21 protein-coding genes are annotated in these 15,127 nt (G+C 49.8%); all 21 read right to left on the bottom strand.

The features are described from left to right. Window positions 1-5 precede the first annotated feature (5 nt). The gene (locus E2980_RS03440) at window positions 6-2,465 is read right to left on the bottom strand and encodes a phage tail protein (RefSeq protein ID WP_135150717.1); all 2,460 of its coding nucleotides are present in this window, start codon (window positions 2,463-2,465) and stop codon (window positions 6-8) included. After that, complete coding sequence (locus E2980_RS03435) at window positions 2,465-2,710, bottom strand: hypothetical protein (protein WP_135150716.1); 246 nt, start codon at window positions 2,708-2,710, stop codon at window positions 2,465-2,467. Before E2980_RS03435 ends, E2980_RS03440 begins: the two co-directional genes overlap by 1 nt. 44 nt (window positions 2,711-2,754) lie before the next feature. Next, the gene (locus E2980_RS03430) at window positions 2,755-3,132 is read right to left on the bottom strand and encodes a hypothetical protein (RefSeq protein WP_135150715.1); all 378 of its coding nucleotides are present in this window, start codon (window positions 3,130-3,132) and stop codon (window positions 2,755-2,757) included. A gap of 75 nt (window positions 3,133-3,207) precedes the next feature. After that, complete coding sequence (locus tag E2980_RS03425) at window positions 3,208-3,930, bottom strand: phage tail tube protein (RefSeq protein ID WP_240702837.1); 723 nt, start codon at window positions 3,928-3,930, stop codon at window positions 3,208-3,210. A 6-nt stretch (window positions 3,931-3,936) separates the two neighbouring features. Continuing rightward, on the bottom strand, window positions 3,937-4,326 hold the full coding sequence (locus E2980_RS03420; protein WP_240702835.1) for a DUF3168 domain-containing protein: 390 nt from the start codon (window positions 4,324-4,326) through the stop codon (window positions 3,937-3,939). Window positions 4,327-4,328: 2 nt separating this feature from the next. Then, window positions 4,329-4,769 (bottom strand): HK97 gp10 family phage protein, encoded by a 441-nt coding sequence (locus E2980_RS03415; RefSeq protein WP_240702833.1) that lies wholly within the window; start codon window positions 4,767-4,769, stop codon window positions 4,329-4,331. Between the two features lies 1 nt (window position 4,770). Continuing rightward, on the bottom strand, window positions 4,771-5,112 hold the full coding sequence (locus tag E2980_RS03410; RefSeq protein ID WP_135150712.1) for a phage head closure protein: 342 nt from the start codon (window positions 5,110-5,112) through the stop codon (window positions 4,771-4,773). Further along, a complete protein-coding gene (locus E2980_RS03405) occupies window positions 5,109-5,666 on the bottom strand; it encodes a head-tail connector protein (protein WP_135150711.1) in 558 nt (185 codons plus the stop codon). Before E2980_RS03405 ends, E2980_RS03410 begins: the two co-directional genes overlap by 4 nt. 11 nt (window positions 5,667-5,677) lie before the next feature. Next, the gene (locus E2980_RS03400) at window positions 5,678-6,142 is read right to left on the bottom strand and encodes a hypothetical protein (protein ID WP_135150710.1); all 465 of its coding nucleotides are present in this window, start codon (window positions 6,140-6,142) and stop codon (window positions 5,678-5,680) included. Window positions 6,143-6,193: 51 nt separating this feature from the next. After that, window positions 6,194-6,622: a hypothetical protein gene (locus E2980_RS03395; RefSeq protein WP_135150709.1), complete on the bottom strand. Its 429-nt coding sequence runs from the start codon at window positions 6,620-6,622 to the stop codon at window positions 6,194-6,196. A 91-nt stretch (window positions 6,623-6,713) separates the two neighbouring features. Continuing rightward, a complete protein-coding gene (locus E2980_RS03390) occupies window positions 6,714-7,946 on the bottom strand; it encodes a phage major capsid protein (protein WP_135150708.1) in 1,233 nt (410 codons plus the stop codon). A gap of 4 nt (window positions 7,947-7,950) precedes the next feature. Next, a complete protein-coding gene (locus E2980_RS03385) occupies window positions 7,951-8,682 on the bottom strand; it encodes a head maturation protease, ClpP-related (RefSeq protein WP_135150707.1) in 732 nt (243 codons plus the stop codon). Further along, window positions 8,675-9,895 (bottom strand): phage portal protein, encoded by a 1,221-nt coding sequence (locus E2980_RS03380; RefSeq protein ID WP_276322236.1) that lies wholly within the window; start codon window positions 9,893-9,895, stop codon window positions 8,675-8,677. Before E2980_RS03380 ends, E2980_RS03385 begins: the two co-directional genes overlap by 8 nt. Before the next feature lie 43 nt (window positions 9,896-9,938). Next, complete coding sequence (locus tag E2980_RS03375; protein ID WP_135150774.1) at window positions 9,939-11,651, bottom strand: terminase large subunit; 1,713 nt, start codon at window positions 11,649-11,651, stop codon at window positions 9,939-9,941. 34 nt (window positions 11,652-11,685) lie between these two features. Next, a complete protein-coding gene (locus E2980_RS03370) occupies window positions 11,686-12,297 on the bottom strand; it encodes a P27 family phage terminase small subunit (protein ID WP_135150705.1) in 612 nt (203 codons plus the stop codon). A 65-nt stretch (window positions 12,298-12,362) separates the two neighbouring features. Continuing rightward, window positions 12,363-13,025: a HEPN domain-containing protein gene (locus tag E2980_RS03365; RefSeq protein WP_135150704.1), complete on the bottom strand. Its 663-nt coding sequence runs from the start codon at window positions 13,023-13,025 to the stop codon at window positions 12,363-12,365. A 145-nt stretch (window positions 13,026-13,170) separates the two neighbouring features. After that, a complete protein-coding gene (locus E2980_RS03360; protein WP_135150703.1) occupies window positions 13,171-13,353 on the bottom strand; it encodes a hypothetical protein in 183 nt (60 codons plus the stop codon). Further along, window positions 13,346-13,507 carry an HNH endonuclease signature motif containing protein gene (locus E2980_RS25000; protein WP_338080605.1) on the bottom strand — a complete coding sequence of 54 codons (162 nt, stop codon included), beginning with the start codon at window positions 13,505-13,507 and terminating at the stop codon, window positions 13,346-13,348. The genes E2980_RS03360 and E2980_RS25000 overlap by 8 nt, the downstream gene beginning before the upstream one ends. Window positions 13,508-14,061: 554 nt before the next feature. After that, window positions 14,062-14,532: a sigma factor-like helix-turn-helix DNA-binding protein gene (locus tag E2980_RS03350; RefSeq protein ID WP_135150701.1), complete on the bottom strand. Its 471-nt coding sequence runs from the start codon at window positions 14,530-14,532 to the stop codon at window positions 14,062-14,064. Beyond that, a complete protein-coding gene (locus E2980_RS03345; protein ID WP_135150700.1) occupies window positions 14,529-14,903 on the bottom strand; it encodes a hypothetical protein in 375 nt (124 codons plus the stop codon). Before E2980_RS03345 ends, E2980_RS03350 begins: the two co-directional genes overlap by 4 nt. Further along, window positions 14,900-15,124: a DUF3310 domain-containing protein gene (locus E2980_RS03340; protein ID WP_135150699.1), complete on the bottom strand. Its 225-nt coding sequence runs from the start codon at window positions 15,122-15,124 to the stop codon at window positions 14,900-14,902. The genes E2980_RS03345 and E2980_RS03340 overlap by 4 nt, the downstream gene beginning before the upstream one ends. Window positions 15,125-15,127 lie beyond the last annotated feature (3 nt).

Here is a 15,127-nt window from a genome sequence, read left to right as displayed (position 1 = left end):
CCTCCTTATGTGATTACTAAATTCCGTCCGGATCGCCGGGTTAGATCGTTGAGTCCGGTAGCTGCTGCGCGGGCGAGATCCGTTTTACTGATCGTTGCCTGGTCACCGCTGCCGCTAGATTTAACCGCAGCTAAGATCGCCTTAAGAACGCCAACAACCTCCCGGTTATCGTCCTTGCCGAGCATCGCCTCCAGCTTTGATAGAGGCGCGATGACTTCCGGATCCGCAGAAGCGCCCCTGTTATCTCCGACCATGGCGAGCGTCGGTCCGAATGCTAGACCGCCTTTTGCGAGTTTCGGAATCTTTGGAATGCTAATACCAAATGACTCTCCGCCCCCGGCCCATCCGGGCACCCAGTCTGGAGCATCGATGTTGATACTGTTCAGGCCCTCAATTACTTTGTTGATCGCGTCGATAATCAGATTCAGCGGCAGCTTAATGATTCCGTACAGCGAATTAAAGACGCCCTTAAATACTGCCTTCATGCCGTTCCATGCCATAGACCAATTGCCGCTGAAAACGCCAGTGATAAAATTCATGAGTCCGATAAAAGCAGTTTTCGTCCCGTCAATGATATCGCCGATTGAATTAAATACGTTATTAAACACGCCTAGGAAAACTCCGCCTACAAACGTTGCTACTGGCTTCAATACGCTCTGCCAAAGTATCGTAATCGTAGACGCCAGAAGTCTAAATACAGCGATAAGAGAATTCCCGATGAACCTGCCTAATGGCTCCGTGACTTTCTTCCAAAAGAATGTTAAGACTGTGGAAGCCGCTTCTACAGCTGGACCGAAAACCTCGGTCAGTGCTTTACCGAGAGGGAGGAGAACCTTTTCCCAAAATGATTTCGCGACGTCGGAAACAAACTTGAAGGCAACCCCAAGTACGTCTTTCAGTACCCTAGCTACGGGTATCGCTTGACTATAAAAGGTCACCAAGAAGTTACCGAGGGGGACGAGTACGTTTTTCCATAACCACTCAGCAGCTACCGTTAGCGCATTCCATGCTGCAACGAAACCAGTTCCGATGTACTGCCCAAGTGGTACAAGGACGTTTTGCCAAAGCCAAACAGCCGCCTCGCCGATCTCACGGAGAATGCCGTCGACAAAACCTCTGAACTTCTCATTCGTTCGGTAAAAATAAACGAAGGCGCCAACTAATGCAGCAACGGCTACTACGATCGCCAAAACGACTGCCGATACTGCGCCCAATGCAGCAGCTATAACAGCTCCTACTTTCTGGACAGTAGCAACGATCGATCCCCACTTTGCAATAGCAAACGCAGTTGCGAATCCAGCGCCGACAGCAGCTAACGAAGCAATGATTATATCGGAATTGCTTTTGATGAAACTCGTCAGGCTCCCATACGCGGCTTTAACGCGGTCGGCCATCGCCTTTGCCTTCTCAGCGACCGTGTCCATTCCATCGCCTACACCGGAGAGAATCCCTTCTTGCGCTCCGGTATCGGGTACAGGCATTGAGCCTCCGCCGCCTGTAGCATCGTTACTTCCGCCAGAAGTCCCGCCGACGAGATTAACCTGGTCGAATCCAGCTACGGATTTTTGCGCCTGCTTGCCGGCCTTTTCGTATGCATCACCTAACCCGCTTACCGCCCCCGCTTGCGCGTTAACCGTGTTGGTTTGCTGCTGTGCCTTCTTGGAACCGAATAGCGCTTGAGAGAAAGCAGCAATGAATTGCATCGTATTCGCGAGAGCGGTAGCGAACCGTGTAAGTGCGGGAAGGATGGCATTGTAGATCGGCAGGAAGGCTTGTCCTAGTGCAAGCCGCGTATTCTTGAGCTGGGCGACAAACGCCGCCTGTCTTGATGCGGTGTTATTGGCGAGCTCAAGTCCATACTTAGTCGTTGCCTGCTCGAGGATGCCGAAATATCGGATCGCCTGCTGCGTGTTGAAGTCGAGTTGTTGCCATGACTTTCCGTTCGCAAACTGCTGGAAAGCTTTCGTCGATTCTATCAGCGCGACGTTGACGTTTAGACCGAGATCCTCAATCGCCTCGGTGTTCCCGAGTAGACCGGATCGGATCCGCTCCATAACGTCTTCCATCGTCCGACCGGTTGAGCTGGCGACGACGGCAGAAGCTTTAAGGAGATCCTGCGTACGTCGCATCGTTTCCGCAGTACCAGATGAAAAGCCGCTCAAGAGATTTGCGTACGTCGCGCCAAACTGCACCGCTTCGGACCGAGCAAAACCAAAAGCCGAAGCGCTCTCGTTCGCCCACTTCGTAAACTCTTGCGCGTTATTCCCGAGAAGACGGTTAATCTGCCCCATAGCTGCTTCGAACTTGATTGCTTCATCGAGTGCTGTCTTAAATCCTAACCCGACGCCCAGACCCGCGAGCGTTGCCCCGATCGTTCGGACCGTATTTTTGATTTCCCTTTGGGCGTTCCGTAAACCGGACAAGTCCGCGCCTATCCGGACGAGTAGATTCCGTACTACACTCATTATCCTTGTCCCTCCTCTCCGCTGCCGAATTTCGCATGCAGACGCTTAATCATCGAAAGCATCTCGCTGTCGGTCTGTTTCTTCTTTGCCTTCGGCTCTTGAATCAGTAGCTTTTTAAGCTCTGGCATCCTCTTCACGCGACCCCAATAAGCGGTCAAATAAGAACTGATCCGATTCTCGTTGTATTCGCTCGTCGATCGCTCATTGTGCGCGATGATATGCAAATTGAGCTCATGGGGCGTCATGTCGTCATAGTCGCGTAAGTTTATGCCGATCCGGATTGCCGACTTTAGCGATTCCTCCCAGTCCCACGGCTTGGATTCGGTTGATTCACCGTCTTCCCCGCCGGTTGACCGTTTCCCGTAAGGTTACCCGTCGCTTTCTGGAGAGCTTCGGTCATCTTTGCCATGAGGTAAGCGTAGGACTCAGCACAGTCGAGAATGTCCTCCATCTGATCCATGGTTAACGTCTCGTTATGCTCTCTGGCATCACGCTCCAAACCATAGAAGAAGATTTCCTCCAGTTGCTTAAAGTCGATCTCGTCCTCGACCATGTCGTCCATTCCCTTGCCGGTTACTGCCGACAATCGTTTAAGTGCTTTATGTCCAAAACGTAGCTCACGTGGTCTGTCGAGGTTTACAATTACTACATCGTTGTTATCACTCATCTGATTTTTCCTCCAATCAAAATAGGCTAGAGCCCTTAAGCCCTAGCCGCGATCTGATATTCCCAATGCTTTGGATTATGCCGTCTTAAGCGCGACGACCTCGTAAATAACAGGCGTCTTGCCTTCTTCTTGCGCTACGATCGTCAATTTCTTGGCGACGTTAAGCGTCAATGGAATTGCACCCGAAGCAACGGCCGTCGTTAATTCAGACGAGAACACACCGTCGAGGTAAAGCTTAAGCGTATGGCCCGCTGCCGTTGCAGTGACGGTAATGCTAGCAGCCGTTACACCGCTAAACGTGTACGTATACTTGCCGTTATCGAACGTCGGAGCAAGCGCACCGCCTGCGCCAGTGAGAGCAAGAGCGGAAAGACCAGCACTCGCGGTCAAGGCTAGAACAGGCTTGCCGCTAACTTTGATAGTCGCTTCAAATGCGACGATTTCTTCCAATTCCGCATTACCGCCGCTGTACGACGTGACGACACCGTTAAACACCCAGCTCGCGCCAAGATCGGAAGGAAAGATGATCTCGAATGAGGTTGCATCTCCTGCCTCGAAGGCTGTATCGAGCGCCGTTTGACCCAAGTCACTCGGATCGAAATAACCAGAAATGGATACCTCTCCACCGTCCTTGAAGCCACCAATGAACTCGCGGTATCCGCCGTCGCTATCTAGCGTCGTTATGTCCAGTGTGTCGGCCGTCTTCTCTGGAGCACCAATCGATGTTAGACCGGCAATAAAATTCAAGCCGATTTTAATCTTCGTTCCAACAGAACGTTTGGCTTTCAATGCAATCACCCTCTCTTAGAAATAAACTTCAAATTCCACGAGGCTCCGATAGAGCTTCGGTTTGTCTTCGTACATCTCAACAGGCTGCCGATAAACGATCTCCTGGATGAACGGGCCCGTGCCGCCGATGGCTCGTTGCTCCATGCTTACGAGCTTGTCGATGACGCTGGTCATGGTCGTGACTACATCCCCGAAACGTGGTGCAATTACATTAAGCTCGCCTTTCACCGTTTTACCGGACTGGTAGGAATCAAGATCCCTTGTTCTCAGCCCCGCGCTGGATACGAATATCAAATACGGCTGCGTTAAATTGAATTTCTCCTCGGGCGCCGCGAGAGGGTAGACACGATTATTCAGCGCGGGGATGGATTCCAATTCAATCGTCAATGCTGCTTCAAAATTCATGTCTACCTCCCTCTCCATGCCCGGTCGATATCCGTCGTCGCCGTGTCGATGATTTTACGTTGTATTGTTCTGCTGTTATCCTCGACCGCGCGGGCCATATACCGGTAACCCGGAATGTAATGCCCGCTCTCCGTCAAATAGCCAAACTCTTGCGATGCAGGATAATACGAGCGCTCGCCGGATTCAGAGACTTTTACGAATACGTCGTTCATTCGCGGATCTGGCATGATGTCGTAAACCTTTTTTCCAACGGTCACGCGACGTTCAGCCTTCATGATAAGGCCCTTTTTCAGGTTCCCTTCGTCCACAGGTGCGTTCCGCTTAGCTGCTCGCAGCGCGATCGATCCACCGGCACGAGCGGCTTTCGTAACAGATCGTTGCGGGACTTGTCCCAGCCGCCTTATCGCACGTTCTAATTCCCGCATCCCCTCGACCCGTGCCATGTTACTGACGCTCCTTACACATGAGCTGAAGCTCTTTGTTCGCCATCTCGGGATTGATGATGTGCAGGATCTCGAATGGCAGGCCGTTATAGTTAACGCGCATCGTGCGATCGATGCCCGGGCGGTAGCGGATACGGATCCGCGTCGTCACTTCTGCGTTCTCACGCATCGCGGCGAAAAACTCTTGTCCACGAAGTGGCTCAATAGCCGCCCAGGTCGTTGCGACATCCACCCACGCATCTAACGGCTGATTGTACTCGTCCACTGTACCTGCAGGTCGCTGAATCACAACACACTTATTCAGCCGCGCAATTAGCGACTTACCCTTGTCGGTGCAACTCATACTGGCACCACCCGATCAATGTTAAGAAGCGAGTAAACCGCCGGCGGAGGATCGCATTCCCCGTGTTCGAACCAGTGAGAGACGAGAAGCGTAATTGCCTGCTTGATCTTCTTCGGGACGTCGGTTGCTGCGCCGTATCCAGCGACGTAACGGACCTTAACTCCGTTTACCTTGGCTAATCTAACGGATGGCCAACCGATACTGCAAACCAGTTTTGCGACAAAAGAATATTCATCGACGACATAGTTAGCCGGGTCCCACGTTGTTGCTGTTCCCTCATTGTCGGTATATACGAGAGACGTCACGTTTTTCAGCGGTGGGCGCGGCAATTCGATCCATGCCGTGCAAGGCCAAGCGTCCAAAGCGAGCTCAAGCGTCTGCGTGATGTAGACTCGATTTTGATAACCTTCGCACCACTCCCGAGCCGCGGTAATTAGCGGCTCGAGTGTAGCATTCAAGGATGCGTCATCCTGATCGATTCGCAGTTGATCCTTGATCTCTCCCAAAGTAACCGGCTCAGTGGCCGGCGGAGTTATTAGCTTTAAGCCGGCCATGCCGGATCACCTCATTCTGCGGCAGGAGCCGCCTTGGATTCCAGATAAGCAGCGTAGAGCGCAATCCGTTTCTCTTCATTGCCAATGTCACCATCAATCTGCAGATCAGCCAGAAGCACTTTCTGCTCATCAGCCTTCAGTTCAGTGAAAGATTCGAGAGAGATAGGCTCCGGTTTAGGTTTAGAGAAGTAAAGCTTCCCTTCTTCTTCCCGATCGAAGGCGTACAAAACATCTCCGAATATGTGCTCCTCCCCCACATTTTCGGGCACAATCGAACAATATCCGATCAATTCACCAGATATAGAATCATAGGAGTTGTCGGCCGATTCTTTTTTCTCTTCTGGAGGAGAATCCACGTATGAAGCATAGCCGCCATCTACTAGCGTGCTAGCCTCTATTTCGTCAACCTCATAGACTTTACCAGGCTGCTTCACACCGTTTGGACCCGCAGCCAGAGTAATCATTTTTATTTTCAATTCGTTTCACCGTCCTAAAAAAGAATAAGACCGGTTTGACCCGGTCTATGTTTACGCTGCTCCTTCGTCCGGTGAAATCAACAGTTTGCCGACAATCGTATTCGTTACATCGTTATCAACGATTTGTTTCCGGCTTTCATACTGCAGCGCGTAAATATCGCCCAATACCGTAGTTACTCCGGCACGAATTGCGGATAACTGAACATATCTTTCTTGAGGCCTGTAGATGTCTAACCAGACCACCTCGCCGTCAGCCGTCGCCACAACTTTCGAGCCCTTCAGATCTGCGGCATCGGTAACCGTAGCGTTCGTGCCTTGACGACCTTTAATAAAATTTCCGGCGTTGAACGAAGCGATCGTCGTAAAAAACAAAACGCCTTCGTAGCCGGCCATATCCACGACATCGGAAAGGACTTCTGTTGTTCCAGTAACAGAAGCAGCTTTCACCTTTGTTATCTTGATCCCGTTTGATAGATTCACTTAGTTTCAGCTCCTTGATATTATTTGCCCGCATAATAAAAAAGCCGTGCGGGCATCGGCTTCATTCGGTGTTCATATGTGCTAGGGAGCATTACCCCATTTTAATACGGGTGAATGCTTCAGCCAAAACCGGTTGACCGTCGCCTTCATATCGGCCGATGAATCCTGTTTGATTCGTTTCAGCGTACAACTCGACCAAACGTTGAACAGCCAGGTTGAGCGCGTCAACGATCCAGTAATAACGGAAGTCACCAACGATACCGACGTATTGTCCCGTCGTCAGGGTATTCGGTGCATACTCGGACTGGAAGAACGGTCTCGCCAATATCATATCTGGTTGGCCGTTTTGTAATCCGGGTTGCCACAAATACTGACCCGTTGTTGCGTCTTTCAATTTGCGGATTGCCTTCACCACATCACGGTGGAAGCCCCAACGAGCGTTGACTTGATACGCCTCTTTCAAGCTGTATAAGGCATCAATCAACGTGTCAGCTTTAATCTCTGTTGCCGTATTGCTACCCACAACGTCGCGAGATGTTGGAATGCCATCAGTAGAAGCAGTGAACAATCCGAGCGGCTTTTGATTTCCGTCACCCGTCATGAATGCTTTCTCTTGCGAAACGCCGAATTTATAAGCAAGACGTGAACGAACGAGTGCCTCTGCTCCACCGGCAGATAAACGAAGAAGCGTATTCGACACCTTGACCCGTTTTGCCAACGGGTGCGGACGCAATTCGCGTTTACCGAGCTCGATGTCCGTTTCATTGCCGGTACGCAGCTCAGTCGTCCAGTCTGCGTCACCCACATCGCTATCCAACGTAACTACGCCCAGCGATTTCGCTTGGGTAAGTGTGTGAACAGTGGCAAACTGTCGAATGTGGGTCATGTTGTCCACTTCTTTGAGCAATTCAGTAACGAATTGCTGAGGCGTGACTAGATAGCCACCGCCGGCATCTGGATCAGCAGACATCGCGCGAATGTTCTCCGGCGTGAGCGCGTTGACCCCATTAACAAGGAATCGTTCGAAGGCAGCTCTGTATTCCGGAGTGGAACGGGCATCGACATTTCCGCCGTTACCCGATGGAGGTTGACGGAACTGTGAACCTCCGCCAGAATTGTTCATTTCCTCGTCCGTTTTCAGCGCGGTTTCAAGCCGATCAATTTGATTCTTCAGCTTGTCCATGTCGGACATCATGCTGTCGTACTGCGTTTGCTCATCTGCAGAAAAGTCTCTGCTAGCGGCAAGCACCGTTTCATTCAGCGCTTTCGCCTTTTCCCAAACACTTGCGCGTTCTTGACGCAGTTCATTGATTTTTGCACGCATTTCTTCAGACCTCCCTGAATTTCAATTGGAGCTCGCGATTTCTCGCGGCATTTTTGAAGCTGTAATCTACTGCCGCAGGACTTTCGACCTTTGGCAGGATCGGGGCGTTTGCGAACTGCTTCCAATTTACCTCGACGCCATTAATGATCGCTGTATCTCCCTGCAAGCAAGCCGCGACTTCCAGATCGCCTTCTACTTCGTCAGCCAGTCCCGCGGCAACCGCTTCTTCCGCGGTGTACCACGTTTCCTTTTCAAGCAGGACTTTAATGTCTTCTGCCGATATCCCTGACTTCGTACTATAGAGATCCGTCATTTCATTCTCGATCTTGTCGAGCAGGTCCGCTCGTTGTCTCAGACCTTCGGATCGAGACATACGCGCCGAGCCCATCGGTCGATGGATCATCATTAATGATCCCTTCGGCATAACGATTTTGTTACCGGCCAAAGCTATGATTGAAGCGATCGAAGCAGCTAGCCCGTCCACGTAAACGGTAACGTTCGCGGGATGGCGTTTAAGCATGGAGTGAATAGCAACTCCTGCGAATACATCTCCACCCGGACTGTTAATCCGGACCGTCAACTCGGAGATGTTGTCCCCGATGGCGTTCAGCATGTCGTTTACGTCTTTCGGCGTGACCTCATCACCCCAAAACGCCATTGAACTGATTTCACCATAAATAAGCAGTTCAGCTTTATTCGCTGCCGCTTTAACGACTTCCCAATATCGTTTACTCACTCTCTTTTCTCACCTCCTGCCCAGAGTCAGTACTGCCGTCCGGATTTACCTTGCCCGTATTGAGCGGTACGCGGTATGTGTCTCCGCCTTCATAAGGGTTTTGATTCTCCAGAGCCCTAACCTCGTTCGGATTCATCCAACCCTTATCCAAAGCTACGCCATACGACTCGTATCTACTTTTCGTATCACCGCGAAGCAAACCTTCAACGACGAACTCGGAGTAATAACCAGCTCGCCTCTCTCGCTTGGATATCAGCTGCATACGAATCTTTTGTTCCCAGCGAACAAGCCATGGACGGATCGTATGGACCACAAACTCTATCGATTGATGCTCGATATTATTGTTTGTAGAACGGTCCAGTTCTTGGAGCATATGGAGTGGGACTCGGAATACCCGGGCGATTTCCGCTATTTGAAACTTTCGAGTTTCTAAGAACTGCGCGGCATCCGGTGGTATCGTGACTTGATGATATTTCAAGCCTTCTTCAAGGATCATCAGCTTATGCGCATTGGTTAACCCTTGGTAAGCCGCCCTTGCTTCCGTTTTGTAATTCTCCAACGCCTTATCCGATAACGCCTCGGGGTACTCAATAACACCAGAGGGAGTAGCGCCATTTCCAAAAAACGTAGCCCCGAATTCTTCCGCAGCCAATGATAAGCCTATCGCTTCCTGGGCAAGCTTGACCGGGTTATATCCGACAATCCCATCGAAGCCGAACCCGGGGATGTGGAGGACGTCGAAAGCATCTAACCTACGGGGCTCATTCGTATTGGGAAGTAGCGTCCAGTAAATTAGATTTCCGTTTTTGTCCCTGTCTGGGCGAGTCCGGTCAGGTAGCAACGGCCATAATGCTGTCACGGCTCCTGCCCCATTCCGATCGATATAAGCGTACCCGTTACCCCAGTTACAAATGTGCCCTTGAATCGTTTCTCGAAAGGAGTATGCAGTCATTTCCGGGTTGGCTTGGTAATGCAAAATCTCATAAAGTGGGTGATCTGTAGCACGTTCTCGTTTTCCGTTTTTATCTTGGTAGACATTCAAGGGAAGAGAAGCGATTGTTTCAGAAATAATTTTTACCGCAGCTAGATACGCCGTGACACGCATAGCCGATTCATCGGTAACCCTAATTCCGGATCGTGTTTCCCGACCTCCAAAATAATCCTCTACCCATCTCGATGGATGAGCCAAGGTAGATGCGCTTATGTTCAACATCTTGTTAGTAAACGGGATTCTAATTTTCGTAGTCATCACCTCCCTAGTAAGTCACAATGCCGCGACGCTCGTAGACGGACTCCTTCGGTTTACCCGCAGCCAAAGCAAGCTTGTGCGCATCGATCACGGCATCGACTGGGTCGATCCGCTTCGTGGCCGCGTCTTTGTCGATCTTGATCTCTCCAAAGCTATTACTTACCGTTTTGGCGTTCGCCATCGACCAGGTCAGTAGCTTATTCCGTCGATCGTAGATAATGTTGCCGGCTTCAGCTTCGAGCCGGAAATCGACCGTCGCGTCATTCAGGCTCTTCGCGGACTGGACGATCTCCACGCAATCGACGCCGAACTCTTCCAAGTCAGGCAAAAAGGCATCCGCATTATGAGGGTCATAAGCGATGCCTTTTAATTTCAGGTTATATTTTTGAATCAGGTCCCTGTAATAACTCAGGATATATTTGTAATCCGTCTTTACGCCGCCGAGCGTTTCAGTGACGGTCAGCAGCTCGTCGCGTATCCACATGTCATAAGGAGCTTTGTCTGTCTTGATGTGCTCCGCGACGCGCTTGGACGGGATGAAGGAATGCGAATGAATGTAATACTTCCGGTGTTGCTCGACTTGGATCGGAAACTCCAAGGCGCCAGATGTAAGATCACCCCCGCTGGATAAGTCGAGCCCAAGATAACACTCTTTCCCAACCATATCCTCGATCGTTGTGTCGCTCTCGCAAGCTTTCCAATGTTCCAAGTTCATATACTGGTTTTCAGCGAACTGGACCCACTGGTTAAGGCTCTTCGTCAGGAAGTTCCGCAGTTCTTCTCCCTGCATCTGCTTCGCCTTGATCGCGTCACCGCGCAAGCTGACAAGCGTCTGATCCGTCCATAGCGGGTTAGCCTTCGGCCAGTTGGCTTCGTCCCAGATATCGTCATCCTTATCGAGCTCACAAATAAAAACAAACTGCGTCTCATCGGTATGAACCCCGGCAAGGATCAGTTTGCAGTAATTGTAGAGCTCATAACATGGCCCCCGAAGATCGAAGCCGGCGGTCGTGATAACCGATATCAAGCATTGCAGGAGCTTCTTCGTACCATCGGACAACAGCTTGTACATCTGGTTATCTTTGTGTAGATGGTATTCGTCGACGCTGGCGAAGTACGGCCGAAAACCGTCGATGGATTTCGTATCTCGACCGAGGGCTCGGATCTCGCCGTGCGTTTCATTGCAGACGATCGTACTGGCGTAGTCCTTAACGGTAAATAATCCCGGATCGTATTTACTTCCAGCGAGCTCCGGATCCGCGTTAATGAATTTGATACATTCCTTCAGGACGATCCGGGCTTGAAGCTCCTTCGTAGCCGCGCAGTATATTTGCGGATATTGATACCCGTCGAAATTGCCGTAGAACAATGTCGGCACGGCATTCCCAAGTGATTTCGCGTTCTGGCGCGCCACTTGGATATAGGATGTACGGAATCTACGATACCCATCTTGCGTTATCCAGCCGTTCCAACTCCCGAAACAAAAGTCCTGAAAGCCATATAACTCAAGCGGCTGCGGGTCTTCGCCCTCTGCAAGGGTCAATGTTTCGGCGAAATCGATAAGCTCTTGTGCTTTTTCCGGGTCGAATACGTAAGGAAATTCCTCCGTACCCTGTCGTTTCAGGTCGTTTAAGTGGCGTTCGCAGGCTTGCTTTTGGGTTATTCCTGCGATAATACGACCAGACACAACCTCTTGAGCATAAGCCGTTACCCGGTCTATCTCAGCAATCGTGTTGTACGGATATTTCTGCAGCCTATCCACCTCGGCCGCCGCCAAACTTACCGAACTTGCTCACCGGCTTCTCTTCCTTCTTCGGCTTTGGTACGTTCTTAACCTTAGCCAGTGGATTGAGGAAGAGTCGGTCCTGCATTTTCAAGAGCATGTCCATCTTCTTGTTGATGGCCGTTTCGATCTTCAAAATGCCCTCGATCGATGCCAATTGAGAGAGATATCGAAGCGCCTTATAGTTGACCTCGTCGACGTCCTTAGCCCGGCCAATGTATTCGTCGAGGATATGCTCATCGATCTTGACGTTCTCGAGTCGTTGATACTGGATCAGCAATCGCTCGTATTCGGAATACGTCTTGCAATACATAGCAAGCATGCCGACGTCGGAACTCGTGAGAAGCTCGACGCCTTGTTCCGCTGCCGAAACGTATTCTTTGATCAGGTCATTCCAGAGCTTGTTGGCCACTCTGTCCTTGGAGACGAATGTCGGCTTTCGAAGCTTCTCGAGTTCGTGCTTGCTAAGCTTACCACCCAGTTTCACTTCGCCATCCTTGCGAGCTGCGATCTGTTCCTTCGTTAATCGATTCGGGTTGCCCTCCGCGATGTGCAGAGCAACTGGTTTCGAGTTTCTGCCCATCAGGGCCACCTCCTTGCCAAAATAAAAAACCACTTCCACCTGTAGGAAGCAGTCTCTAATTGTTTTTATGGGTACGGGTAGAAGTGTTTTCCGTCATCCTTAACATCTTTGGTTCGAAAAATTTGCTCTTCCAAACCATTCATGCCACCAATTGTGTTAACCCGAACTCGATAGATCATTTGTTCACTCTCTACCAAAGCCTTTTTATCGATGCCGGATAAAACAAAGTTGTTTAAGAACAAGTGCTGATTTTTACTTTCTCGATCAGCATGATACATCCCTTGCAGCCTACGTCCTTGAAACTCAACAACTAACAGATTTTGTAATAGATCAACCGTGAAGTCTAGTTCAGCAAGTGATTTATATTGTTCAACCGTAATTCGGAATTTGGCGTTCTCCTTTGTAAATACTTCGTTGTCGAAATATCGAAGTGAATAAGATTCACTGATCTTTTTAATAAATTCTGCGTTAATTGCATTCAATTCCGGATATAGTTTACAAGCTTCGGCGAATAGCTTTTCAACAACATGGATTTTGCTTTGCTTACCTGTTGCCCAAAGATATGCTTTAAGATACTTCTCAATGCTAGTGTTTGAGATGATTATTGCCCTGTATAACTGGCCAGCATTAAATAGTATACGAGCTGCTAAATAATCACGGTATGCCGTGTTAATAAACCCAGAAATCATCTTAAATTTCTCTTCGTTCAAATGGATCTCTTTCGACATGATGGTACCCCCACTACAGAATAAAGGAATGATACCATACAAAAAGTTCCAATAGAATAGCTAGAATTTCATAAAACGAATTTTCTCGTGCAAAAACTGGATACGCGGTCTTCGGTATAAGAGTTGATAGGGATTTAACCTCCCCCTACCCCTTCGGCTCATCCTCGGTCTTGATTCCGAGATCTTTCTCGATTGAGTCACAGACCTGCTCCGCTCTAGTTACCCAAATGCATTTTCCTTCAGCATTGAAAGTATCGCCTTCGATAAACGCTCTTAACTCACGCAAATAAGCTATCTTCTGTATTACCGTTAATGTTGTATCATCCACGTCCAAAACCTCCATCCTCTATCGCTGTCTTCCTATCATGGTGCTGCTTACATAACGGCTGCCAGTTGTTCTTATCCCAGAACAATATCTTGTTACCCTTGTGGGGTTTAATATGATCTACTACTGTAGCAGCGACGACCCTGCCTGCCTCCATGCATTGAACGCATAGCGGATGTACCTTCAGGAATGCCTTGCGCTCACGCCTCCACCTGGCATCATAGCCACGCTTGGACGATGAATCACGGTATTGGTCATATGCTTGTGCCTCTTGCTTATGGCGTTCACAGTAACCATCTTCTGCGAAGCTCTTGCATCCTTGCTTGCGACAGAATTTCTTAAGCACGTTATCATCTCCAGTAATAAAACTCGGAAGCCGCTTCGCACCGTTCCGATACACGGCAGGAGAAGGCAAGGGGAGGCCTTGCGAAGCAACTGGATAATGACCCGAAGGCCAGGAAATAAGATGACCGACAACGTTCCATCAGGAGGCTTGTCCTGGTATACGCGGTCGGTCGTTATGTTTGGCACCTCCGAATGTCAGTTAAAGTTTGCACACAAAATACTGACAATCAACATGCACGGATCGGTGCTGCTAGGATATAGTCGATCACGTCCGGAATCCTTGGGCGACTGTAGTCGCATCCGGTGTCGAATATATCCCCCTATATATTAATGCCACTTTGGACGACAGGTGGACGACAAGAAACCTCAAACCTCTTGCAGGACTTTGGATTTCGCCCTTTGAATGTTTTTCTGTACTGTCGTCCTCGATAACTTTAATTCTTTCGCAATCGCTCTTTCGCTTAATCCATTCGACATGTTAAGCAGATAGCATTCCAGTTCTCGAGGCGAAAGTTTCATCAGGATTCTAACGGCTGCTTGCTTCTGAGTTATCGTAATCGTAATCTCTTCCTCTGGCTCAGGTGTCGGCATCAGGTCCATATCCATCAGGATCGATCGCTTATAGGCATCTTTGATATCAACACCGCGGCGCGTGTTCGGTTGCCTGCCTGTCCGCATCCACTCCAGGGAATAATTCATGTCGGCGATCATGCCCTCGACGATCGTTAGTTCTTCTGCTACTTCCTCGGGATCTACGGTCAAAAGCTTATCGCGGTATTGCTCTAGTTGTCGTTTGCCTGCTGCGTATTCGCGTTTCCGCTCCTTGACCCATGTCATCCGCCATCACCTCTCGAAGCCAGTCCATTAATCTTTAACAGGTAATCCATCATGCCGCGGGGTACGCCTTGTTCCTCTGCGATATCATTAAGCAACTTTCCGGAAGCTAACTCCCGTTGAAGGAGTTCCTTGGTGACGTGTTTGTATTTACCTGTGTACGATCGCCGAAGCATCGAATCGTACTTGATGGCCTCTAGCTTTGTACCTAACGGCATTGGCGGCTCTGGTTTTAATCCTCTTTGATCCGCTGTTGGGATGCGATGCAGTTCTCCGCCATCAAGATAAGCTCGCTCGACGTCCGTCAACTGGTAGATGATAAGTCCGGAATGATAACTGGGTTCAGGCTTACGGTTCGGTATCGGATAGCTCATTCCGGATCACCCGCTTTCTCAATCAGCTTGTCCAAGTACCAACGGGCTTTTCTCAGGTCCTCAACGCCGTTTTTCTTCTTCCAACGCCAGAGGTACTTTAACGTGTTACCCGTCAACATCCCCTCGAAGCCGTCAAGTCCTTCGGTAGCCGCCTCAATCGCGTCGATGCATTCGATTTTCCCGGCCGTGTAATGCTCTGGATGATTTACATTGTCGCTCATGGT

Source organism: Cohnella luojiensis, from assembly GCF_004564235.1.
In the GTDB taxonomy this organism is placed as follows: domain Bacteria; phylum Bacillota; class Bacilli; order Paenibacillales; family Paenibacillaceae; genus Cohnella; species Cohnella luojiensis.
Note: the sequence above shows the minus strand (reverse complement) of the source record. Positions and strands in the feature narration are given on the sequence as shown.